Source organism: Streptomyces sp. NPDC052496, from assembly GCF_040679095.1.
Taxonomy (GTDB): Bacteria; Actinomycetota; Actinomycetes; order Streptomycetales; family Streptomycetaceae; genus Streptomyces.
The window spans coordinates 38,632-59,945 of the sequence record NZ_JBFAUH010000038.1; the positions used below are offsets into that span (position 1 = coordinate 38,632).

16 protein-coding genes and 1 pseudogene are annotated in these 21,314 nt (G+C 73.8%); 8 read left to right on the plus strand and 9 right to left on the minus strand.

Annotated features, from left to right (window positions below; genetic code table 11):
- Window positions 1–23: 23 nt before the first annotated feature.
- From pcp to AB0L45_RS35430, 4 genes are all read right to left on the minus strand, one after another.
- Window positions 24–677, minus strand: a complete 654-nt coding sequence (gene pcp, locus AB0L45_RS35415) for a pyroglutamyl-peptidase I (RefSeq protein WP_365847506.1) — start codon at window positions 675–677, stop codon at window positions 24–26.
- A 76-nt stretch (window positions 678–753) separates the two neighbouring features.
- The gene (locus AB0L45_RS35420; RefSeq protein WP_365847508.1) at window positions 754–1,722 is read right to left on the minus strand and encodes a DUF979 domain-containing protein; all 969 of its coding nucleotides are present in this window, start codon (window positions 1,720–1,722) and stop codon (window positions 754–756) included.
- Window positions 1,719–2,429, minus strand: a complete 711-nt coding sequence (locus tag AB0L45_RS35425; RefSeq protein ID WP_365847510.1) for a DUF969 domain-containing protein — start codon at window positions 2,427–2,429, stop codon at window positions 1,719–1,721. The genes AB0L45_RS35420 and AB0L45_RS35425 overlap by 4 nt, the downstream gene beginning before the upstream one ends.
- 122 nt (window positions 2,430–2,551) lie before the next feature.
- Window positions 2,552–3,277, minus strand: coding sequence for a GntR family transcriptional regulator (locus tag AB0L45_RS35430; RefSeq protein WP_365847512.1), 726 nt, complete (start codon window positions 3,275–3,277; stop codon window positions 2,552–2,554).
- A gap of 250 nt (window positions 3,278–3,527) precedes the next feature.
- On the opposite strand from AB0L45_RS35430, the gene AB0L45_RS35435 reads away from it, so the two are divergent.
- The 3 genes from AB0L45_RS35435 to AB0L45_RS35445 are packed head-to-tail and all read left to right on the plus strand — an operon-like array spanning window position 3,528 to window position 5,868.
- Window positions 3,528–4,304 (plus strand): 5-oxoprolinase subunit PxpA, encoded by a 777-nt coding sequence (locus AB0L45_RS35435; protein ID WP_365847514.1) that lies wholly within the window; start codon window positions 3,528–3,530, stop codon window positions 4,302–4,304.
- A 44-nt stretch (window positions 4,305–4,348) separates the two neighbouring features.
- Window positions 4,349–4,987: a 5-oxoprolinase subunit PxpB gene (gene pxpB, locus AB0L45_RS35440; RefSeq protein WP_365847538.1), complete on the plus strand. Its 639-nt coding sequence runs from the start codon at window positions 4,349–4,351 to the stop codon at window positions 4,985–4,987.
- Complete coding sequence (locus AB0L45_RS35445) at window positions 4,987–5,868, plus strand: biotin-dependent carboxyltransferase family protein (RefSeq protein ID WP_365847516.1); 882 nt, start codon at window positions 4,987–4,989, stop codon at window positions 5,866–5,868. The genes pxpB and AB0L45_RS35445 overlap by 1 nt, the downstream gene beginning before the upstream one ends.
- Here AB0L45_RS35445 and AB0L45_RS35450 read toward each other — a convergent pair.
- Complete coding sequence (locus AB0L45_RS35450; protein WP_365847518.1) at window positions 5,851–9,489, minus strand: hydantoinase B/oxoprolinase family protein; 3,639 nt, start codon at window positions 9,487–9,489, stop codon at window positions 5,851–5,853. The two genes, AB0L45_RS35445 and AB0L45_RS35450, sit on opposite strands and share 18 nt — an antisense overlap.
- A 332-nt stretch (window positions 9,490–9,821) precedes the next feature.
- Between AB0L45_RS35450 and AB0L45_RS35455 the strand changes: the two genes are divergently transcribed.
- The 3 genes from AB0L45_RS35455 to AB0L45_RS35465 are packed head-to-tail and all read left to right on the plus strand — an operon-like array spanning window position 9,822 to window position 12,195.
- Entirely contained in the window at window positions 9,822–10,685 is an 864-nt protein-coding gene (locus tag AB0L45_RS35455) for an isocitrate lyase/PEP mutase family protein (protein WP_365847520.1), read from the plus strand.
- Between the two features lie 15 nt (window positions 10,686–10,700).
- On the plus strand, window positions 10,701–11,147 hold the full coding sequence (locus AB0L45_RS35460) for a hypothetical protein (RefSeq protein ID WP_365847522.1): 447 nt from the start codon (window positions 10,701–10,703) through the stop codon (window positions 11,145–11,147).
- Window positions 11,140–12,195 (plus strand): bile acid:sodium symporter family protein, encoded by a 1,056-nt coding sequence (locus AB0L45_RS35465; protein ID WP_365847524.1) that lies wholly within the window; start codon window positions 11,140–11,142, stop codon window positions 12,193–12,195. The genes AB0L45_RS35460 and AB0L45_RS35465 overlap by 8 nt, the downstream gene beginning before the upstream one ends.
- On the opposite strand, the pseudogene AB0L45_RS35470 reads toward AB0L45_RS35465, so the two are convergent.
- The 3 genes and pseudogenes from AB0L45_RS35470 to AB0L45_RS35480 all read right to left on the minus strand — a co-directional run bounded on the left by AB0L45_RS35470 (window position 12,114) and on the right by AB0L45_RS35480 (window position 16,064).
- Window positions 12,114–13,393: pseudogene (locus tag AB0L45_RS35470) on the minus strand (glycosyltransferase). The gene AB0L45_RS35465 and the pseudogene AB0L45_RS35470 overlap by 82 nt on opposite strands.
- Window positions 13,390–14,517 carry a glycosyltransferase family 1 protein gene (locus AB0L45_RS35475; RefSeq protein ID WP_365847526.1) on the minus strand — a complete coding sequence of 376 codons (1,128 nt, stop codon included), beginning with the start codon at window positions 14,515–14,517 and terminating at the stop codon, window positions 13,390–13,392. The pseudogene AB0L45_RS35470 and the gene AB0L45_RS35475 overlap by 4 nt, the downstream one beginning before the upstream one ends.
- A 122-nt stretch (window positions 14,518–14,639) precedes the next feature.
- Window positions 14,640–16,064, minus strand: coding sequence for a HEAT repeat domain-containing protein (locus tag AB0L45_RS35480; RefSeq protein WP_365847528.1), 1,425 nt, complete (start codon window positions 16,062–16,064; stop codon window positions 14,640–14,642).
- Window positions 16,065–16,387: 323 nt separating this feature from the next.
- On the opposite strand from AB0L45_RS35480, the gene AB0L45_RS35485 reads away from it, so the two are divergent.
- Complete coding sequence (locus AB0L45_RS35485) at window positions 16,388–17,857, plus strand: SpoIIE family protein phosphatase (RefSeq protein WP_365847529.1); 1,470 nt, start codon at window positions 16,388–16,390, stop codon at window positions 17,855–17,857.
- Between the two features lie 188 nt (window positions 17,858–18,045).
- On the opposite strand, the gene AB0L45_RS35490 is transcribed toward AB0L45_RS35485, so the two are convergent.
- Window positions 18,046–19,551, minus strand: coding sequence for a hypothetical protein (locus tag AB0L45_RS35490; protein WP_365847531.1), 1,506 nt, complete (start codon window positions 19,549–19,551; stop codon window positions 18,046–18,048).
- Window positions 19,552–19,812: 261 nt separating this feature from the next.
- Between AB0L45_RS35490 and AB0L45_RS35495 the strand changes: the two genes are divergently transcribed.
- Entirely contained in the window at window positions 19,813–20,946 is a 1,134-nt protein-coding gene (locus tag AB0L45_RS35495) for an aminoglycoside phosphotransferase family protein (RefSeq protein ID WP_365847533.1), read from the plus strand.
- The last annotated feature ends 368 nt before the right edge of the window (window positions 20,947–21,314 follow it).

Here is a 21,314-nt window from a genome sequence, read left to right on the forward strand (position 1 = left end):
ACGAAACGGCACGGGGCCCGAGGTCAGTGAGTGGCACCTCCGACGGCCTTGATGTCCGTATTTGTACGGGCGGCGGTGGCGGCGATCACACGCAGGCCCTCGGCGACGGCGCTCACCGCGAGTGAGGGCAGCGACCGGCCGGCGACCTGTCCGGGAGCGTACGGCACGTGCACGAAGCCGCCGCGCAGGGCGGGCCGCTCGGTGGCGATCAGGTGCATCAGGTCGTAGAAGACGTGGTTGCAGACGAAGGTGCCCGCGGTGTTCGAGACGGAGGCGGGCACCCCGGCCTCGCGTACGGCGGCCACGCACGCCTTGACCGGCAGGGCGGCGAAGTAGGCGGCGGGACCGCCGGGCACGATGGTCTCGTCGATGGGCTGCGCGCCCGAGACGTCGGGGATGCGGGCGTCGTCGATGTTGACGGCGATGCGTTCCACGGTCAGGTCGGGCCGGCCGCCGGCCTGGCCGACGCAGAGCACGATGCCGGGGTCGTGCGCCGCGACGGCCTCACGGAGCGCGGTGCGCGAGCGCCCGTAGACGCAGGGCAGTTCGACGGCGGTCAGCTCCAGCCCGGCGGGCGGCGCGGCGGCGGCCTCCTGGACCGCCTCCCAGGAGGGGTTGGAGCTCTCGCCGTCGAAGGGCTCGAAGCCGGTGAGCAGGATGCGCGTGGTCCGCGTCATGGGCGTTCCTAGGGTCCGTGAAGCGCGCGGCGGTCCCCCCGGTCCGCGTACGGTTCGTGTCGTGCGATACCCGCGGTCAGAAGGCGAACAGCGCCATGACCACGATGTTGCAGCCCAGCAGCGCGCCGGCGGTGGGCAGTTGGGCCTTGATCGGGCCGTACTGGTCCTTCAGTTCCAGCAGCGCGGCCGGGACGATGTTGAAGTTGGCCGCCATCGGGGTCACCAGCGTCCCGCAGAACCCGGCGAGCATGCCGATGGCCAGGACGGCGGGCGCGCTGCCGTGGAAGTGCTCGATGAGCACCGGCCAGCCGACCGCCGCGGTCATCACCGGGAAGGCGGCGAACGCGTTGCCCATGATCACGGTGAACAGGGCCATGCCGATGCAGTAGACGATCACCGCGACGTACAGGGAGTCCTTCGGCAGGATCGAGGTGGTCACCTTGCCGACCTGGGTGCCGACGCCGGAGAGCTGGAAGATGGTGCCGAGGGTGGCGAGCAGCTGCGGCAGCAGCATCGCCCAGCCCATCGCCTCCAGCATGGAGCGCCCGGCCTGCACGGGTACGGATATCCGCTTCTCGCGGAGCATGATCATGCCGACGACGAGCGCGACGACGGCGCCGATGCCGAGTCCCAGGATGGTCTCGCTGCCCTCCTGGAGGATCGGTTCACCGCCGATCGAGAGCTTCTTGACGACGACCGCGCACAGCAGCGCGACGACCGGGATGGCCAGCGCGGGCACGAACAGCTTGTTGCCCAGTTTCAGGGCGCTCGCCTCGCGCTGTTCGGGCGTGGTGGTGCGCGGCGTACCGCGCCCGGTGAACCCGAAGCCGGCCAGCACGATCATGATCAGCACGGCCGCGCCCAGCGGTTCGGCGGGGGCCTTCTTCTCGACCACCCAGCTGCTGTAGACGAAGCCGGCACCGAGCAGGCCCCAGAAGGCGGTGGTGCCCAGGCGCTTGGGGTTGCTGCGGTCGGTGAGCATCTGGGAGGCCATCACCAGGAAGCTCAGGCCGACGAGCCAGTAGAACCACTCTGCCTTGATCACTTGGCTGCTCCCTCGGCGGCGACGGGCTCGATGTTGGCGGCGACCAGTTCGCGTTCCAGGTACCGGTCCAGGCGCAGCAGCCGCCAGCCGTGCACGGCCAGGGCGCACAGCGCGGTGGGGATGGCCCACAGCGCCAGGTGCAGCGGCTCCAGGTGGGTGTTGTACGTGGTGTTGACGAAGCTGGTGATCAGCAGGATCGAGCCGACGGCGAGGAAGACGTCCTCACCGAAGAACAGGCCCACGTTGTCGGCGCTGGCGGAGAACGAGCGGACCTTCTCCCGGCTCTTCTCGCTGAGCCGTCCGTGCTTGCGCTCGGCGGCGCCCTCGGCCATCGGCACGGCCAGCGGGCGCACGGTCTGCGCGTGCCCGAAGACGTGCGTCAGCCCGACGGCCGCGCCGACCTGCCGCATGGCCAGGTAGATCGCGAGGAAGCGGCCGGTGGTCAGCTTGGCGAAGCGGGCGATCAGCCGGCGGGCCTGCTCCTGGAGGCCGTAGCGCTCCAGCAGGCCGATCACCGGGAGGGTGATGGCGAAGATCGTCACCGCCCGGCTGCTCGCGAAGCCGGCGCCGAAGGCCGCCAGGACCTCCTGCGGCGACAGGCCGCCGAGCAGGCCGGTGACGATGCCCGCCACGCCCACGACCAGGAGGGCATTGCGTTTGGTGGCGAAGCCGACCACGACCACGAGCACGCCGAGAAGCACGATCATGGGTCCGCCTTCCGCATACGGGGCCCCACGCGGATCGTGAGGAGGATGCGAGGAGGCTAGGCGATTGTTCAACGATCCGACAAGGGGTTGACGGGAGCGAAACTCCAGCGCTCCCACGCGCCCTATTGCGCCGCGATGCGCTGGGCGTACGCCCCGGAAAGCTGCGTCCTGGAGTCCTCCAGATACGACTCCAGCAGCCGCTCGGCAGCGGCCCCGTTCCCGGCCTGGAGCTCCTCCAGGATCTGCCGGTTGCGGGTCAGGTAGGGCGCGTGGAAGCGGCGCGGATCGTCCATCACGTGGAAGACCAGCCGCAGCTCCGCGAGGACCCCGCGCATCAGCTCGTCGGTGCGCGGGCTGCCCGCCAGGCCCACCACCGCCTGGTGGAAGCGCAGGTTCGCGGTGCCCAGGTCGCGCCAGGCCCGCTCCTCGAAGGCGGTCTCGCCGGCCACCACGGCGGCCTCCATCGCGTCCACCGGGTGCGGCGGCTCGCCCAGGCTGCGTACCGCGGCGCACTCCACGAGCGTACGGACCCGGTAGATGTCGTCCAGGTCCGCGACCGTCACGATGCGCACGAAGACCCCGCGGTTGAGCTGGTGCACCAGCAGGCGTTCGTGCGTGAGCAGGCGGAACGCCTCCCGCAGGGTGTTGCGCGAAACCCCCAGGGCCCCGCCGATGCTCTCCTCGGACAGCCGCGCGCCGGGCGGGAAGTAGCCCTCGGTGATGCGGTCCCGGAGAATGTCGGCGACCCGCTCCGCGGTGCTGGAGCGGCCCAGCAGCACCCGGTCGCCCGCCAGCTCCGACACCTCGGCGAGCCTGTGCCGATCGCCCCGTGTGGTCCCGCCCGCCATCGTCGTCCCCGCTTTCGCCCCGTACCTGCACCCCTTGTGCTGTGAGCGGCAGTCAATCCCAGATGGCAGAACGAGACAACACACCTCTTGTCGGATCGTTGAACGATCGCTTACGTTGGCCTGACCACCGGCCGGCCCCAGTGCCCTCAGGGGGAGAGCCACTACGGATCAGGGCCGGCCGGTCCTGAACCTCTGCGGCCTGTGCGCCCGCCCGCGTGGCGGCCACCTCCGGAACGGACTTGCGACTTCTATGAGCGACCCGGTGACCACCCCCCTCGTCGACCTCAACGCCGACCTCGGGGAAGGCTTCGGACGCTGGGAACTCACCGACGACGAGGCCCTGCTGTCCGTCGTCACCAGCGCCAACGTGGCCTGCGGTTTCCACGCCGGAGACCCCAGCACGATGCGCCGGGTCTGCGAGCTGGCCGCCGAACGCGGCGTCGTCGTCGGCGCCCAGGTCTCCTACCGCGACCTCGCGGGCTTCGGGCGCCGCGCCATGGACGTACCGCCGCGCGAGCTGGCCGACGAGATCGCGTACCAGATCGGCGCACTGGAGGTCTTCGCCCGCGCCGCCGGCACCCGGGTCGGCTACGTGAAGCCGCACGGCGCCCTCTACAACCGCTGCGTCCACGACGAGGCACAGTCCGCCGCCGTCCTGGAGGGCGTACGGACCGCCGGCACCCCGCTGCCCATCCTCGGCCTGCCCGGCTCCCAGCTCCACGAGGCGGCCCGCCGCGTCGGCCTGCCCGTCGTCGGCGAGGCGTTCGCCGACCGCGCCTACACCCCCGAAGGCACCCTGGTCTCCCGCCGCGAGCCGGGCGCCGTCATCCACGACCCGGACGAGGTCGTCAAGCGCGCGCTGGGCATGGCGACGGAGGGCACCGTCACCGCCGTCGACGGCAGCACCGTACGGATCGAAGCGCGTTCGCTGTGCCTGCACGGCGACACCCCCGGCGCCGCTGACCTCGCACGGCGGGTACGCGACGAGCTGACCTCGGCCGGCGTGCGGATCGGCAGCTTCGCGTGAGCACCGGTACGTCCGGCGGCCGCACCCCGGCCGGCCGGTCCCGGCTGCCCCTGCGCCCCCTGCCGGTCGGCGACCACGGGCTGCTCGTCGAGCTGGACGACGCCGCTGCCGTCGAGGCGTTCCACGCCGAGCTGCTGCGCCGGGCCGCCGCCGGCACCCTGCCCGCGGTCCGCGAGATCGTCCCGGCGGCCCGTACGGTGCTGCTGGACGGGCTGGCCGAACCGGGCCGGCTGGCCGCCGAGCTGGCCGGCTGGGACGTGCCCCCGGCCACCGCCGACGACCGGGCCGCCGTCGAGATCCCGGTGCGCTACGACGGCCCCGACCTCGCCGACGTGGCCGCCCTGTGGGACACCACGCCCGAGGAGGTGGTCCGGATCCACTCCGGTACGGAATTCCACGTGGCCTTCTGCGGGTTCGCCCCCGGCTTCGGGTACCTGACCGGCCTGCCGGAGCGCCACCACGTGCCGCGCCGGGCCACGCCGCGCACCAAGGTCCCGGTCGGTTCGGTCGCCCTGGCGGGCCCGTACACCGGTGTCTACCCACGCTCGTCGCCCGGCGGCTGGCAGCTCATCGGCACCAGCGACGTCGAGCTGTGGAATCCCGACCGCGACCCGGCGGCCCTGCTCTCCCCCGGCACCCGCGTCCGCTTCGTCCCGGTCACGACCGATTCTCAGGGGGCATGATGACCGACCGCGCCTTCTGCGTCGTACGCGCCGGAGCCCTGACCACCGTCCAGGACCTCGGCCGCGCGGGCCACGCCCACCTCGGCGTACCGCGCGCAGGCGCCCTGGACGAGCCCGCCCACCGGCTCGCCAACCGCCTCGTGGGCAACCCCGGGACCGCCGCCACCCTGGAGACCACCCTCACCGGCTGCGCCGTACGGGTCCGCACGGACACCGTGGCCGCGGTGACCGGCGCGCCCTGCCCGGTCACGGTCGACGGCCGCCCCGCCGCCTGGGGCGCGCCGCTGCGCATACCGGAAGGCGCGGTGCTGGACGCCGGTCCGGCCACCGCCGGGCTCCGCTCCTACCTCGCCTTCGCCGGCGGCGTCGACGCGGAACCGGTGCTCGGCAGCCGCGCCGCCGACCTGCTCTCCGGCCTCGGGCCCGCGCCGCTGTCCGACGGCGGCGTGCTGCCGCTCGGCGCCCCGTACGGCCCGCCCGCCCGCGTGGAGGCCGTGCCGCGCACGGGCCTGCCGCTCGCGGAACTGGTGCTGCCCTGCGTACGGGGACCGCGCGACGACTGGTTCACCGAGGCGGGTCTGCGCACGCTCGCCACCGGCCGGTTCCGCGTCTCCTCGGCGAGCAACCGCATCGGCCTGCGCACGGAGGGCCCGCCCCTGGAGCGGCGCAAGGACGGCGAGCTGCCCAGTGAGGGGATGCCGCTGGGCGCCCTCCAGGTCCCGCCGAACGGCCTGCCCGTCCTGTTCCTCAACGACCACCCGACCACCGGCGGCTACCCGGTCGTCGCAGTGGTCCCGGAGCGCTTCCTGGCCGCGGCGGCGCAGGCGGCCCCGGGAACGCCGGTCCGGTTCGTCCCCAGGCCCTCACGCGCCGCCGGCTGAGCCGGGCGTTCCGTACCCGCCGCCGCCCGGCGTACGGATCACCAGCACGTCCCCCGCGCCGATCTCCGCCACGTCGCACCCCTCCAGCGCCTCCTCCGTACCGTCCGCCCGCCGGACCAGGTTGGCGCCGGTCGCGCCGGGTCCGCCGCCCGCCATCCCGTAGGGCGGCACCCGGCGGTGGCCGGTCAGCAGGGCCACCGTCACCGGCTCCAGGAAGCGCAGGCACCGTTCGGCGCCCCGGCCGCCGCGCCAGCGGCCCGCGCCGCCGCTGCCCTCCCGTACGGCGAAGCTCTCGACCCGTACGGGATAGCGCCACTCCAGCACCTCGGGGTCGGTCAGCCGGGAGTTGGTCATGTGGGTCTGCACGGCGTCCGCGCCGTGGAAGCCGTCGCCCGCGCCGGAGCCGCTGGCGACGGTCTCGTAGTACTGCACCCGGTCGTTGCCGAAGGTGAGGTTGTTCATCGTGCCCGAGCCCTCGGCCTGGACGCCGAGCGCGGCGTAGAGCGCGCCGGTGACCGCCTGGGAGGTCTCCACGTTGCCCGCGACGGTGGCGGCGGGGTGTTCGGGCGCCAGCATCGAGCCGGGCGGGATGCGCACCTCGACCGGCTTCAGGCAGCCGCTGTTGAGCGGGATGTCCTCGGCGACCAGGGTGCGGAAGACGTAGAGCACCGCGGCCGTCACCACCGAGCTGGGCGCGTTGGCGTTGCCGGGCAGCTGCGGTGAGGTCCCGGCGAAGTCCAGCACCGCGGTGCGCGCCGCGCGGTCCACGGTCAGCGCCACCTGGATCACCGCGCCGCTGTCCGTCTCGTAGCGGTACGCGCCGTCCTCCAGGTCCGCGATGATCCGGCGTACGGACTCCTCGGCGTTGTCCTGGACGTGCCCCATGTAGGCGCGCACCACGTCCAGGCCGAACTGCCCGGTCATCCTGCGCAGTTCGCGGATGCCCTTCTCGTTGGCGGCGATCTGGGCCCGCAGGTCCGCGATGTTGGCGTCCGGTGCCCTTGAGGGGTACGGCCCGGAGGCGAGCAGCTCGCGGGTCTCCTCCTCGCGCAGCCTGCCGTCCCGTACCAGCAGCCAGTTGTCGAAGAGGACGCCCTCTTCCTGGATGGTGCGGCTGAAGGCGGGCATCGAGCCCGGGGTGATGCCGCCGATCTCGGCGTGGTGGCCGCGCGAGGCGACCAGGAACAGCAGCTCCTGGCCGGCGTCGTCGAAGACGGGGGTGACGACGGTGACGTCCGGCAGGTGCGTACCGCCGTGGTACGGGTCGTTGACCGCGTACACATCGCCCGGCCGCAGGCCGCCCGCGCCGCGCCGGCGCCGGAGCACCTCCTTGATGGACTCCCCCATCGACCCCAGATGCACGGGAATGTGCGGGGCGTTGGCGATGAGGTTGCCTTCGTGATCGAAGAGGGCACAGGAGAAGTCCAGGCGCTCCTTGATGTTGACCGAGTGGGCGGTGTTCTCCAGGCGGACGCCCATCTGCTCGGCGATGGCCATGAAGAGGCTGTTGAACACCTCCAGCATGACCGGGTCGGCGTCCGTGCCGACCGCCGGCCCGCCCGCGCGGGGCCGTGTCCGGGTCAGCAGCAGATGGCCGCGCTCGCCCGCGCGGGCCTGCCAGCCCGGGTCCAGGACCGTCGTCGCGTCGTCCTCGGCGATGATCGCGGGGCCGGTGAGGGTGTCCCCGGGGCGCAGGTCACCGCGGGCGTACAGCTCCGTGTCCTGCCAGCGCCGCTGTGCGAACATCCGTACCGTCGCGACCGGCCGCAGCTTCCCCGACCGCTTCCCCGCCGGCACCTCGTACCCGGCCGTGCCGCCCGCCGCGCCGGCCGCCTCGACCGAGACCGCCTCGGCGACCAGCGGTCTGTCCATCGTGAACGCGTACCGCGCGCGGTGCGCCGCGACGAATTCCGCGGCCATCGCGCGCGGCGAGTCCAGCGCCACGCCGATCGCGGAGTCCGTCCCGGCGTAGCGCAGCAGCACGCGCGCCCGGATGGTCACGCTCTCCTCCGGTACGCCGTCGGCGAGCAGTTCGCGGCGGGTCCGTCCGGCCAGCCGGTCACAGACGCCGTGCACCGCGGCGAGGTCCGTCTCGTCCGACTCCGGGTCGATCTCCACCTCGACAGCCTGTTCACGCATGGCCGTCGCGTCGGCCACCCCGATGCCGTACGCGGACAGCACCCCGGCCAGCGGCGGTACGACGACCGTGCCGATGCCCAGCGCGTCGGCGACCGCGCAGGCGTGCTGGCCGCCCGCGCCGCCGAAGCTGGTGAGCGCGTAGCGCGTGACGTCGTGACCGCGCTGGACGGAGATCTTCTTGACCGCGTTGGCCATGTTCAGCACCGCGATGTCCAGGAACCCGGCGGCCACCTCCTCCGGGCCGCGCCGGTCGCCGGTGGCCTCGGCCGCCTCCTCGGCCAGCCGGCCGAAACGCTCCCGTACCGTCGCGGCGTCCAGCGGCTGGTCGCCGTCCGGGCCGAACACCGCCGGGAAGTGCGCGGGCTGGACGCGGCCGAGCATCACGTTGGCGTCCGTGACGGTCAGCGGGCCGCCGCGCCGGTAGCAGGCCGGGCCCGGGACGGCACCGGCCGAGTCGGGGCCGACGCGGTAGCGCCGCCCGTCGAAGTGCAGGACCGAGCCGCCGCCCGCCGCGACGGTGTGGATGTTCATCATGGGCGCCCGCATCCGTACGCCCGCGACCTCGTTGCCGAAGACCCGCTCGAAGGAGCCCGCGTAGTGCGAGACATCGGTGGAGGTGCCGCCCATGTCGAAGCCGATCACCCGGTCGTACCCGTCGCCCGCCTCGGCGGAGGCGCGCGCCATGCCCACCACGCCGCCCGCCGGACCGGAGAGCACCGCGTCCTTGCCGCGGAAGTGCGCGGCCTCCCGCAGGCCGCCGTTGGACTGCATGAACATCAGCCGTACGCCCGGGAGTTGACGGGCCACGTCGGACACGTACCGGCCGAGGACCGGCGAGAGGTAGGCGTCCACGACGGTGGTGTCGCCGCGCGGCACCAGCTTCATCAGCGGGCTGACCTCGTGCGAACAGCTGACTTGGGTGAACCCCGCCTCCTTCGCCAGGGCGGCGACCGCCTTCTCGTGGCCGGCATGGCGGTAGCCGTGCAGCAGCACCACCGCCGCGCTGCGCAGCCCGTCCCCGTACGCCCGCGCCAGCTCCGCCCGCACCGGGTCCGTCTCCAGCGGCCGGACGACACCGCCGCGCGCGTCCACCCGCTCCGGGACCTCGATCACCCGCTCGTACAGGGCCTCGGGCAGCACGATCCGCCGGTCGAAGATCCGCGGCCGGTTCTGGTAGGCGATGCGCAGCGCGTCCCGGAAACCCTCGGTGACGATCAGGACGGTCGGCTCGCCCTTCCGTTCCAGCAGGGCGTTGGTCGCCACGGTCGTCCCCATCTTGACGACGGAGATCCGCTCGGCGGGCACCGGTTCGCCGGGCGCGAGCCCCAGCAGGGACCGGATGCCGGCGACGGCGGCGTCCTCGGTGCTCCCCGGTCGGTGCGAGAGCAGTTTGCCGGTGACCAGCCGCCCGTCCGGCCGCCGCCCCACCACGTCCGTGAACGTGCCGCCCCGGTCGACCCAGAACTCCCAGCGTCCCGTCATACCGCCATTGTGGCAGCGGACTTGGCGGCGCCGGTGTTCTCCGCCCCGGTGTCCGCCCGGGCGGGCGGGCCGGGCCGCTCCTGAACGGGCCACAGCGTCCGGCGCATTTCAGCTCATCGCGTTTACGCCCCCGTGAGCCCCCGCCGAAACGTCACTTCCGCGGTATGCCCATCACTCCGTCATCATTTCCGAATTACCCCTGCGACCTGCGGCGTTTCCTCAATCGAGTGTTGCTTCCCGGAATCCTTTTACTAGCTCTTGGTTTCCTGGGACCGTCGGGTCAAGAACACCCCAAGGACCCGCGGCCGGCAGGTCCGGGAGGCAGGAGAAACATGCAGTACGGCAGCGCCCTGCGCGAGGCGGTCCGGTCGCCTCGCACCACACCGCTCATCGGCATCTACGACATGTATTCGGCTTCCATCGCCGCCCAGCACTACGACGGCATGTTCGTCTCCGGATTCGGGTTCGCCGCATCGTATTACGGCCTGCCCGACATCGGGTTCATCGCCTGGCCGGACATGGTGCAGTTCACGCAGCGGCTGCGTCTGGCCTTCCCGTCCCACCACCTGCTGGTGGACATCGACGACGGTTACGTGGACCCGGAGGTCGCCTGTCACGTCGTGCAGAGCCTGGAGCGCGCCGGGGCCTCGGGCGTGATCCTGGAGGACCAGAAGAGACCGCGCCGGTGCGGTCACGCGGACGGCAAGCTGATCCTCCCCCTGGAGGAGTACCTGGACAAGCTCGACCTCGTACTGAGCAGCCGCAAGGACCTGGTCGTGGTGGCGCGTACGGACGCCACGGAGGAGGCGGAGATCGTCCGGCGGGCGGCGGCGCTCGCCGAGACGGACGCGGACGTCGTCCTGGTGGACGGGGTGCGCAGCGTGGCGTGGATCGAACGGATCCGGTCCGTCGTGGGCAGCAAACCGCTGCTGTTCAACCAGATCGCGGGCGGCAAGTCGCCACGCCTGTCGCTGAGTGAACTGACCGAACTCGGCGTGGACGTGGCGATCTACAGCACCCCCTGCCTGTTCGCCGCGCACGGCGCCATCGACGGGGCGCTGGCCGACCTGAAGAACGCCGACGGCCGGCTGCCCGGCACGGGCCAGACCGGCAGCGTCGAACTGCGCTGCGCCACCGAGCTGTTGGAGAAGAACATCAGCAGGCGGCACCCGCACCGCGAACCGGCCCCCGTCTGAGACGAGGTTGACTGCATGGCACCGAACCCCTTCCGGGGCGGCGCCGGACGGTTCCGGGACCGCGGTACGCGGTCCCGGGCCGTGCGCCCGTCCGCACTGTCCGTCGCCGTCGCGGCCGTACTGAGCGTGCTGTGGGGCGGCGGGACCGCCCACGCCACGACACCGCCGTCGGTACCGCCACCGGCGCCCCCGTGCGAGTCCCAGGACGACGAGGACGAGACACCGGCACCGCCCCGCGCGGGAACGGCCATCGGCCTGCTGGTGGTCGACAACTCCTCGGCGGACTCCTGGCTGGAGGTCGACCGGACACTGAACACCCTCCTCGCCGGCAAGGGAACGGCGGGCAGCGACCACGACGGGGGCGGCGGCGCCATCGACGTGCACACCCGGGACGCGAACGGCCCCGGCGCCGACCCGGCGCGTGTCGGACACCCGCCCTGGCAGACCGGTGACGATGAGTGACCCGGCACCGGCCGCCCGCACCGCGCGCCGGCCGGCGCGGGCCGTGGACCCGTACGTGGCGGCTCTCCTCGGCACGGTCCTGACCGCCACCCTGCTCCCGGCCGCCGGAGCGGGCGCGGTGGCCGCGGACACCGCCGCCGACCTCGCCATCGGCCTGCTCTTCCTGCTGTACGGAGCGCGGCTGTCCACCCGCGAGGCGGTGCACGGCCTACGGCAGTGGAAGCTCCACCTGCTGACCGGGACGAGCACCTTCGTCCTCTTCCCGCTGCTGGGCCTGGCGGCCGGCGGCCTCGTCCCGTTCCTGCTCACCGACCGGCTCTACACGGGACTGCTCTTCCTGTGCGTCGTCCCCTCGACCGTCCAGTCCTCCATCGCCCTGACCGCCACGGCCCGCGGCAACGTCCCGGCCGCCATCTGCGCCGGCACGTACTCCAGCCTGTTCGGCATGGCCGCCACCCCGCTGCTCGCGGCCTGGCTGATCGGCTCCGCCCTCACCTTCTCGGCGGCGGGCCTGCTGTCGATCGCCACCCAGCTGCTGCTGCCCTTCCTCGCCGGTCAGGTGCTGCGCCCCTGGATCGGCGGCTTCCTCACCCGGCACAAGAAACCCCTCGGCCTCCTGGACCGCTGCTCGATCCTCCTCGTCGTCTACACGGCCTTCAGCAAGGGCATGGCGGAGGGCATCTGGCACCAGGTCACCCCCGTCCGGCTGCTCGCCCTGCTGCTCCTGGCCGCGGGCCTGCTGGCCACCGCCCTCGTCACGACCTCGCTGGCCGCCCGCCGGCTCGGGTTCTGCCGGGCGGACCGCGTCACCATCGTCTTCTGCGGTTCCAACAAGAGCCTCGCCACCGGGCTGCCGATGGCGGCGGTGCTCTTCGGCGGCGCGGCCGGGCCGGTCATCCTGCCGCTGATGCTCTACCACCAGCTCCAGCTGATGGTCTGCGCGGTCGTCGCCGCCCGCTGGTCCCGTCACCCGGAGAGCACTCCGGCCGCACCGGAGCCGCCGCTGCGCCTGGGCTCCCGGCCGGCCGAGGGCGAACCGTCCGTCTGACCGTTCCGTACGGGCAGCACGGCGGCGTCGTGGGCCGCGAGGAAGGCGGCCACCGCCGGCTGCCAGCCGTACCCCTCCGCGCGCTGCCGGGCCGCCGCCCGGCGGTGCGCTTCAGGACGCCCGAGGACGCGCAGCACCGCGTCCGCGAAGGAGGCGCCGTCGTCGGGGGCGGTGTCTCCGCCGGGGCCGACCAGCGAGGCCAGAGCCGACGCGGCGCTCGCCACGACCGGCGTGCCGCAGGCCAGGGCCTCCAGGGCCGCCAGCCCGAACGTTTCCGCCGGCCCGGGCGCCAGGGCCACGTCCGCACCGGCCTGGAGGGCGGCCAGTTCACCCGGATCAGTGACATGCCCCAGGAACGCGACCGGCAGCCGCTCGGTACGGGCCCGGGCCGTCAGCCGGGACCGCAGCGGCCCGTCCCCCGCGACGACCAGCGCCGCGTCGACACCGCGCCACCGCAGTTCCGCCAGCGCGTCCAGCGCGCGCCCCGGCCGCTTCTCCGGCGACAGCCGCGAGCACAGGAGCAGCAGGACGCCGTGGCCGCCCGCGCACCGCCGCCGCAGCTCCGGACTGTGCAGGGCGGGGTGCCGGGCGGTCAGGTCGACACCCAGCGGCGCGCGGACGACGTTGCGCGCGCCGACCCGGGTGAACTCGGCCGCCGCCCACTCCGTCGTGCACACCACACGGCTGTACGCGTGCGCGGTCCTGGCGTTGATCCGGTCGGCGGCGGCGCGCGCCGGGCCGCGCGGCACGCCCCAGGTCCGCAGCACGCCGTCCACGCTCTCGTGGGACACCATCACCGCCGGGACGCGGGACCGCCGCGCCCACTCGCCGGTCCACCGCAACGTCGTACGGTCGCAGACCTCCAGCCGGTCGGGCGCCAACGCCTCCAGGGCGCGCCGGACCCGCCGCCGGTCGGCCAGCACGCGGTAGCCGCCCGTACCGGGCAGCACCGGGCCGGGCAGGGTGATCACCCTGCCCTGGTCGGTCTCCTCGTCGCGTGCGGCCGGTCCTGGCACGATCAGCACCGGGTCGTGCCCGGCGGCGCGGTAGCCGGCGCCCAGGGCACGCAGGGCGGTGCGCGCAGCCCGCCCGACTCCGGCGTCACGAAGTTCGCCAGCCGTACGATGCGCAGCCCGGCACCGACGTACCGGGTCTCGTCCAGGACGAACCGCGCGGACGTGCCCGGCCCCGTCGTCATACCGCCACCGCCGTCCGGCCGGCGAGCACGTCCTCGTAGTGGCCCAGCAGCTCGTCACCCACCACCTCCCACGTGCGGTGCTCGACCGCCGCACGGCCCGCCGCGCCCAGCCGTGCGCGCGCGGCCGGGTCGCCGCCCAGCAGCCCTACGGCGTCGCCCAGCGCCGCCCCGTCCCCCGGCGGCACCAGCAGCCCCGTCCGGCCGTGCGCCACCAGGTCCAGCGGGCCGCCCGCGGCAGGCGCCACGACGGGCACGCCCGCCGCCATCGCCTCCTGGACGGTCTGGCAGAAGGTGTCGTGGCGGCCGGTGTGCACGAACACGTCCAGGGAAGCCATGAGCCGCGCCAGTTCGTCGCCCGTACGGCTCCCCAGGAAGCGCACACCGGGCAGGGCGGCACGCAGCCCGGCAGCGCTCGGCCCGTCCCCGATCACCACGGTCCGTACGCCGGGCAGCCGCGAGACCGGGGCCAGCAGCCGCACCTCCTTCTCGGGCGCCAGCCGCCCGACGTAGCCCACCAGCAGCTCCCGGCCCGCGGCGAGCGAGCTGCGCAGCACCGTGTCGCGGCGGGCCGGGTGGAAGCGGGCGGAGTCCACCCCGCGCGGCCACAGCCGCAGCCGGGGCACGCCGTGGGCGGCCAGGTCGTGCAGGGCGGAGGCGGACGGCGCGAGGGTCCGGTCGGCCGCGGCGTGCACCGACCGCAGGCGCCGCCAGGCCGCGCCGCCTCCGGTGCCCAGGTAGGCGCGGGCGTAGCGGCCCAGGTCGGTCTGGTAGACCGCGACGGCGGGCACCCGGCGCCGCGCGGCGGCGGCCACGGCGCGGGCCCCGAGGACGAACGGGCCGGCCAGGTGCACCACGTCCGGCCGGTGCCCGTCCAGCGCGGCGGCCAGCCGGCGGCTGGGCAGAGCCACCCTGACCTGCGGGTAGCCCGGCAGCGGCATCGAGGGCACACGGACGACGGGGCAGGGCCCGGCCCGCCCGCCGTCCGGTGTCCCGTCGGCGCCGGCCGGGGCGACGACGAGCACGTCGTGCCCGCGCCGCACCAGGTGCCGGGCGGTTTCCAGGGCGCAGTGGGCCACGCCGTTGACGTCGGGCGGGAAGGACTCGGTGACGATGACGACACGCATACGGCTGTTGTCCGCCCGCCGGGCGTGATTCCGGCCACGGGGATCTTTCCAGCCGGGGAACGTCCCATGAGCGTTGGCGCCCGCGACCGGAAAGCGGCCGGAACGGTCCCCGGCCGCGCTCCTCAGAGCGCCGGCGCGTCCGGCCCGAAGCGGCTGCGTACCGCCGTCTGCACCTCGGCCTCCTCCGCCGGATCGGCGGCCAGCCGGCGCAGCTGCTCCACCACGCGGTCGTCGCCGGTCGCGGCGTGCCGGGCGGCCAGCTCGCGGGTGCTCTCCTCGCAGTCCCACAGGCACTCGACGGCGAAACCCGCCGGGAACCCCGGGTCGGTGACGGCCAGCGCGCCCGCGGCGCGGCCTCTGAGGTGGGACGAGGAGGTCTCGCGGTAGATGTGGCGCAGCACCGGCGCCGCGCAGGCCACACCCAGGCGGCCCGCCCCGTCGACCAGCTCCCACAGCCCGTCCGCGTCCGGGCCCTCGGTCCGTACCGTACGGCGCAGCGCGGCCAGCACCAGGTCGGCGTCGCCGCGGCTGCCGCGGCGGGCCAGCATCGTGGCACCGGCCGCGCCGAGCGGGCCGGGGCGGGGGGCCCACCGGCGGGCCCGTTCGATGGCGGCCAGGCCGCGCATCCGTTCGAAGGCGGCGAGCGCGGCCTCGGCGAGCGGCCGGCTGGAGAAGGGGTCGGCGACCGCGGCCTCGATGAGGTCGAGGGCTTCCGGGTCGTCGCGCTCGGCGAGGTGGCGCAGGGCGGCGGCGCGGGCGGCGTCCGGGCCGGTGCGCGCGGCGCGCAGCAGCTCGGGGCGGTCCTCGGGGCTCGCGACGGCCGCCAGGCAGCGCGCGGCCGGGACCTGGCGCCACTCCTCGGGGTGCAGCTCCAGGCCCTGCTGGGCCCAGTCGAGGACCTCGGTGACGCTCCAGCCCGGGCGGGGCCCGCCGGTCCTCAGCTGGCGCTGCCAGCGGTCGAAACAGCCCTGTTCCTGGGCGGCGCGGATGCGCTCGCCGTAGCGGGGGTCCTCGGCCCACAGCCGCCACGGGCGGGGTTCGAAGGCGTCCCGTACGGCGGCGGCCAGCTCGGCGTCGCCCTCGGGGGTCTCGGGGAAGCGGGCGAGGACGGCGGGGGCGAGGGTCGCCAGGCCCGCGTCGTCGTCCCGCAGTGCCAGCTCGTCCAGGGCCCAACGCCAGTTCGTACCGGCGGCGGCGTAGCTGCGCAGCAGCAGGAGGGCGGCGTCCCGGCCGTACGCGGCGAGGTGGCCGAGGACGGCGAGGGCGAGGCCCGTGCGCTCCTCGCCGGGGTCGGTGAGGTCGTCGGGGTGGAAAAGATGCCGTTCGATCTCTTCGAGGCCGCCGTCGAGCTGCATGTAGAGGCGCGCGTAGTACAGGGAGCGGTTCTCGACCTGCCAGTCACGGCGGGGGTCGCGCAGCACGCTGTCGTTCAGTGCCGCGAGCGCCTCGGGCCGCGGCGCCGCGAGGGCGTGCAGGACCCCGTCGCCGCGGCCTCGCTGCAGGAGGCCGAGCAGGGTGCCACTGGGCGCTATGTCTGGATCGAACATGAGGTCAGCATCCGGTGCGGGGGACAGGCTGGCAACGGGATTTCCGCTGACCGGCATTCTTGCCGGTGACCACGGGTCGTATGCGTCGTTCCCACCATGGATCGGTGGGACCGAGCGCGCTACGGCGGCCGAAGCCTAGCCTGGAACGCTCGGTTCCGCTGATTCGGCGCAGGGTGGCCCCCGGAAGGCCGGGGGCATATGCCGAATGCACCACCGTATCGGGTAATGCCAAATCCCTTACGGGCGGTCGCAGCCTGTGCAACAGTCGTTACCGGCCCTTCCGTCAGACCAGGCCCCGGCGCCGCCTGATATCGGAGTACGTCATGCCGTCCCCTCTCTTCGCGGACCGACCACCCGCCCAGCCACCCGAGCGCGACGCGGTCGAGGCCCTGATCAGCCAGGCACGCCGGCTGCGGGGCGGCCTGGACGCCGTACGCCGGGAGACCTCGGCGGGCGACGACGAGCCCGACGACCCCCAGCTGCGCTGGCAGCGGGCGCTGTGCGACCTCGCCGTCCACCACCTCGACGACCTCGGCGGGCACCTGGACCAGCTCCGGGAGGGCCTGCCCGCCGACCCCGCGGCCGCGGACGCGGGCGGGGAGGACCGGCTGCCGGTGGCGCCGCCCGAGCCCGCCGGGCATCCGCGCGGCTCGCTGCTCAGCCGGGTCGGCAGTGCCGAGTGGAACCTCCTCACCGACGAGGTGAGCTGGTCGGAGGAGCTGTTCGGGATCTTCGGCCGGGATCCGGCCGAGGGCCCGCTGACCCTGGACGAGCTGCCGTCCCTGGTCTTCAGCGAGGACCAGCAGCTGCTGACCACGATGGTCACGGACTGCCTGGTGGACGGCCGGCCGATCGACGGCGAGTTCCGCATCGTACGCGGCGACCAGAGCGTCCGTACGGTGCACATGGTGGGCGAGCCGGTGCTCGAAGCCGACGGCAGCACGGCGTGCATGTGGGCCGTGCTGCGCGACGTCAGCGAGCTGCGCCGCAGCCAGCGGGCGGTGCGCGAGACCCGTGACTCGCTGCAGCGTCAGCGGCACAGGGCGCAGACCGAGCACCGGCTTGCGGTCGAGCTGCAGGAAGCCGTGCTGCCGCCGTGGCGCGGCTCCCTGCGGTTCCCGCAGGGCGGGCCCGTCGCACTCGACCTCGCCGCCCGCTACCTCCCTTCCGCCACCAGCGCCCTGATCGGCGGCGACTGGTACGACGCCCTGCAACTCCCGGACGGCAAGACGCTGCTGACCGTCGGCGACCTGACAGGCCACGGCGCCACCGCCACCTCCGGCATGGCCATGGTGCTCGGCGCGCTGCGCGGCATGGCGGTGTCCGGCCAGGAGCCGGGCCCGCTGATGGGCTTCCTGAACCAGCTGCTCGACACCTCGGCGCAGCCCGCCCTGGGCAGCGCCGTCTGCTGCCGGTTCGACCCGGCCTCCCGTCAGCTCGTCTGGGCCCAGGCCGGCCACCCCGCCCCGCTGCTGTTCCGCGGCGGCTCGGGCAGCGCGCTGAACCCCCCGGAGGGCGTCCTGCTCGGTGCCACCACCGGAGCCGTCTACACGCAGCGGTGCGAACAGTTGCAGCCCGGTGACCTGTTGGTGCTGCACACGGACGGTCTGGTGCCGCGCCGGGCGCACGGCGCGCTCGCACCCCACGAAGGGGCCCAGCGCCTCCTGTCACTGGCACCGCGGTTCGCCGCGGCGCGGAACGCGCAGGACTGTGTCCGCGTCATCGCCGAGGAGTTCGGCAGTGCCGAGCGCGAGGACGACGCGTGTGTGCTGATCGCCAGGGTGAGCGGTTGAGCCGGGGTGAGCGGGTGAGGTACGTACAGGTGCCCAGGCAGGCGTACGGGCATACGGGTACGCGGTGCGCCTGCGGCGCCCTACGGCCAGGACCGGGGTCACGGGTCATGGCTCTTCAGTAGGAACCCGTCTCAGTAAGAACCCGTCTCAGCAGGAGTTCTCCGTAGGAACCCGTCCGCCCGCGGGCATCAGATCCGCAGGCCGGCGCTCACCGGACCGATCCCCGGCCCCAGCCCCTTGGCCTTCGCCTTCGGCATCACCCGCTGGATCTCCTCCCGCAGGTCCTGGATCTTGGCGTAGTTCGCGTACTGGCCGGTGAGCCGGTACATCTCCCGGAGCCGGTCCCAGGTGCGGTGGGAGGAGTTCTCCTTGATGGAGACCAGGGCCAGCCGGGCGTAGCGGTCGGCCTGTTCGGGGTCGTTGCCGATGAAGCAGGCGGAGGCGAGCGAGAGGTAGTCGAAGATCTGCGACCGCTGCCGGCCGTTGTCGCGCAGCCGCAGCGCCTGCTTGGCGTGCGCCTGGGCGACCTTCGCCGCCCTGGGGTCGTGCTCGGCCAGCGTACGGAACGCCAGGGCCTGCATACCGTGCAGGTCCGCCTCGTCGAACATCTGCATCCAGCTCGGCGGCGGTACGTCGCCCCGGTCGGAGACGAACAGTTCCTCCGCCTCGCCCAGGGTGCGCCGCATGGCCTGGCCCTGGCCCTTGCTCGCCTGGGCCCACGCCTCGATCGTGCAGAGCATCGCGCGGGTGCGGGGCAGGGTCTCGCCACCGGAACCGGACTTGGCGAGCTTCATCAGGTCCAGGGCGTCGTCGGGGCGGCCCAGGTGCACCATCTGGCGGGCCGCCCGGGAGAGCGCCTCGCCCGCGCGCGGCCGGTCGCCGCCCTCGCGCGCCGCGTGGGCGGCGATGACGAAGTACTTCTGGGCGGTGGGCTCCAGCCCCACGTCGTGGGACATCCAGCCCGCCAGGACGGCGAGGTTGGCCGCCACCCCCCACAGCCTGCGCTGCAGGTGCTCGGGGTGGCGATAGGCGAGCATGCCGCCCACCTCGTTGAGCTGGCCCACCACGGCCTTGCGCTGCAGCCCGCCGCCGCGGGCCGCGTCCCAGGCGCGGAAGACCTCGACCGAGCGCTCCAGGGCGTCGATCTCCTGCGACCCCACGGGGGCCGCCTCGTACCGGTCGAAACCGATCTGGTCGATGGTGTGGTCGGCGAAGGGGTCGTCGAATCGGGGGGCGTCGGCCGCCAGCGCCGGATCGGTGTGCAGCCAGTCGTGCATGGCGCTGCTGAGTGCGGAGCCGGCGGCGAGTGCCGCGCCCGCGCCCACCAGGCCGCGTCGGTTGAGCATGAGGTCCATTCCCGTGAATTCCGTGAGGACCGCCGCCGTTCGCTCGGGCGGCCACGGGAGACCGTCCGTCTGTTTCTTCCCAGCGCGCCCGGAACGACCGAACCCGAGGTCCTCGATGGTTACGACACGGCCGAGACGCTCGGTGAACAGGGCCGCCAGCACCTTGGGCACCGGGTCGCGCGGGGTCTCCCCCGTGTCGATCCAGCGCCGGACCCGCGAGGTGTCGGTCGCCAGCTGCGGATGCCCCATGGCGGCCGCCTGCCGGTTGACCAGTCTCGCCAGCTCGCCCTTGGACCAGCCGGCCAGGCCGAAAAGGTCCGCGAGACGGGTGTTCGGCTCCCTGTCCACGTCAAGCCCCCAGGTTCCTCGACTGACTTGACAGTAACGGGCCCCGCAGGACCCCCGCGAGCATTCGCCAGGGTTCGCCAGGGTCCGCCAGATGGTCTGCCACCCGCGCCCGCGTGTTCTGTAAGGAGTGCAGCCCCCGGCCCGGTGTCGGTACCGCATTCCCCAGGGTGCGGACACCGGATCCGTGGCCCTCGGGCCCCGGATCGCCGGGCCGGGAGCCGCACCGCAACTCGTCGGCGCACGAAGGGATCTGTCTCACCCATGTACGCAGCATCGTCCGCCGTGAGCGCCCCGAACCGGCCGTACCGTCCGCAGCCTCCGGGAAGCGGGCCGTATCTCGACCCCTCCCAGTCTCAGGGGGCGGTCTCCGGCCTCACCGGCGGCCGCAACCGGCGGGTGCAAGGGGGAGGCACCCAACCGCTCAGCGGGAGACTCGACTTGTCCGGCCCCCAGGGTGCTCAGCTGCGCGCCGCGGTCGCCTCGGTGCACCGCATCTGCCCCGAGTTCCATCCGGTCCAGGTGCTCCGCCGGAGCGGCAGGTCCGTCCTCCTGGTGGGCACCACCGGCCGGACGACCGCGGTCGCCAAGTGTTTACTGGACCACTCCCCCGCCTGGGCCGAGCGGTTCCGGCACGAAATAGCTGCTTATCGGTCCTTCGTACGCCACCGCCCGCCGGTGCGCGTACCGAGGCTGGTCGCCGCGGATCCTGACAACTGCACCCTGGTCGTCGAGCGGATGCCCGGCCGGGTCGCCTCCCTCCAACGGCATCCGACCGAAGCACCGCCGCGCGCCGACGTACGGGCCGCGCTCGGCGCGATCTGCCGGGTCAACCTCTGGCGGCCGCCGGCCGGGATGTTCGACGCGCCGCTGGACTACGCGGGCCGCATCGGGCGCTTCCACGACCTCGGCCTGCTGACCGACCGGGATCTGGGCGACCTGCAGAAGCTGCTGCACGGGCTGGCCCACACCCAGGGCCAGTTCTGTCACGGCGACGCGCTGCTGAACAACGTCCTGCTCTCCCCCGCCGGCCCGGTGCTGCTCGACTGGGACTACGCCGGCTGGTACCTGCCGGGTTACGACCTCGCCACCCTGTGGTCGGTGCTCGGCGACGCCCCCGTGGCGCGCCGCCAGATCAGCCAGCTCGCGCAGGCCGCCGGTCCGGCCGCGCGGGACGCCTTCCTGGTGAATCTGATGCTGGTGCTCACCCGCGAGATACGGCGTTACGAGACCGCCGTGCAGCGCACCATGCGTGAGCCCACGCCGACGGGCACGCCGGGGCCGGGACACCCCGGTGCGCTCGCGGCGGGCGAGGAGCAGCGGCTGCTGCTGCGCCGGCTGCACGACGACTGCCAGATGGCGCGCCGTGCGGTACGGGCGGCGGTCGGCACCCGCTGATCCGCCAAGGGGGGTAAGTGAGCGGCACGCCGTACAGGCGTGCCGCTCACGTGTGTCCGGGGCCGCCGTGGCCCGGGTGCTCGCACGGGGTTGCGGAGGGCGCGCTGACATCCGAATCCCGTGCGGCGCACGGTGATTGACGGATCGTCGGCCAGGCGATAGCTGTAGGGATCCGTCCCGCGCACGGCCGTATGCACACCATCCGTCAGACGCCCCGGCTCGTTCCGGTCGGCCACAGGAGGCTGCATTGCGAGGATCCGACGAGAAGAGAACCCCCCGCTCCAGAGCGCGCAGGGCCGCCACCGCCGTCGCGGCGGCGGCCTTGCTGCTGCCCCTGGTCTCCGCCGCGCCGTCCGGCCCGGCCGGGC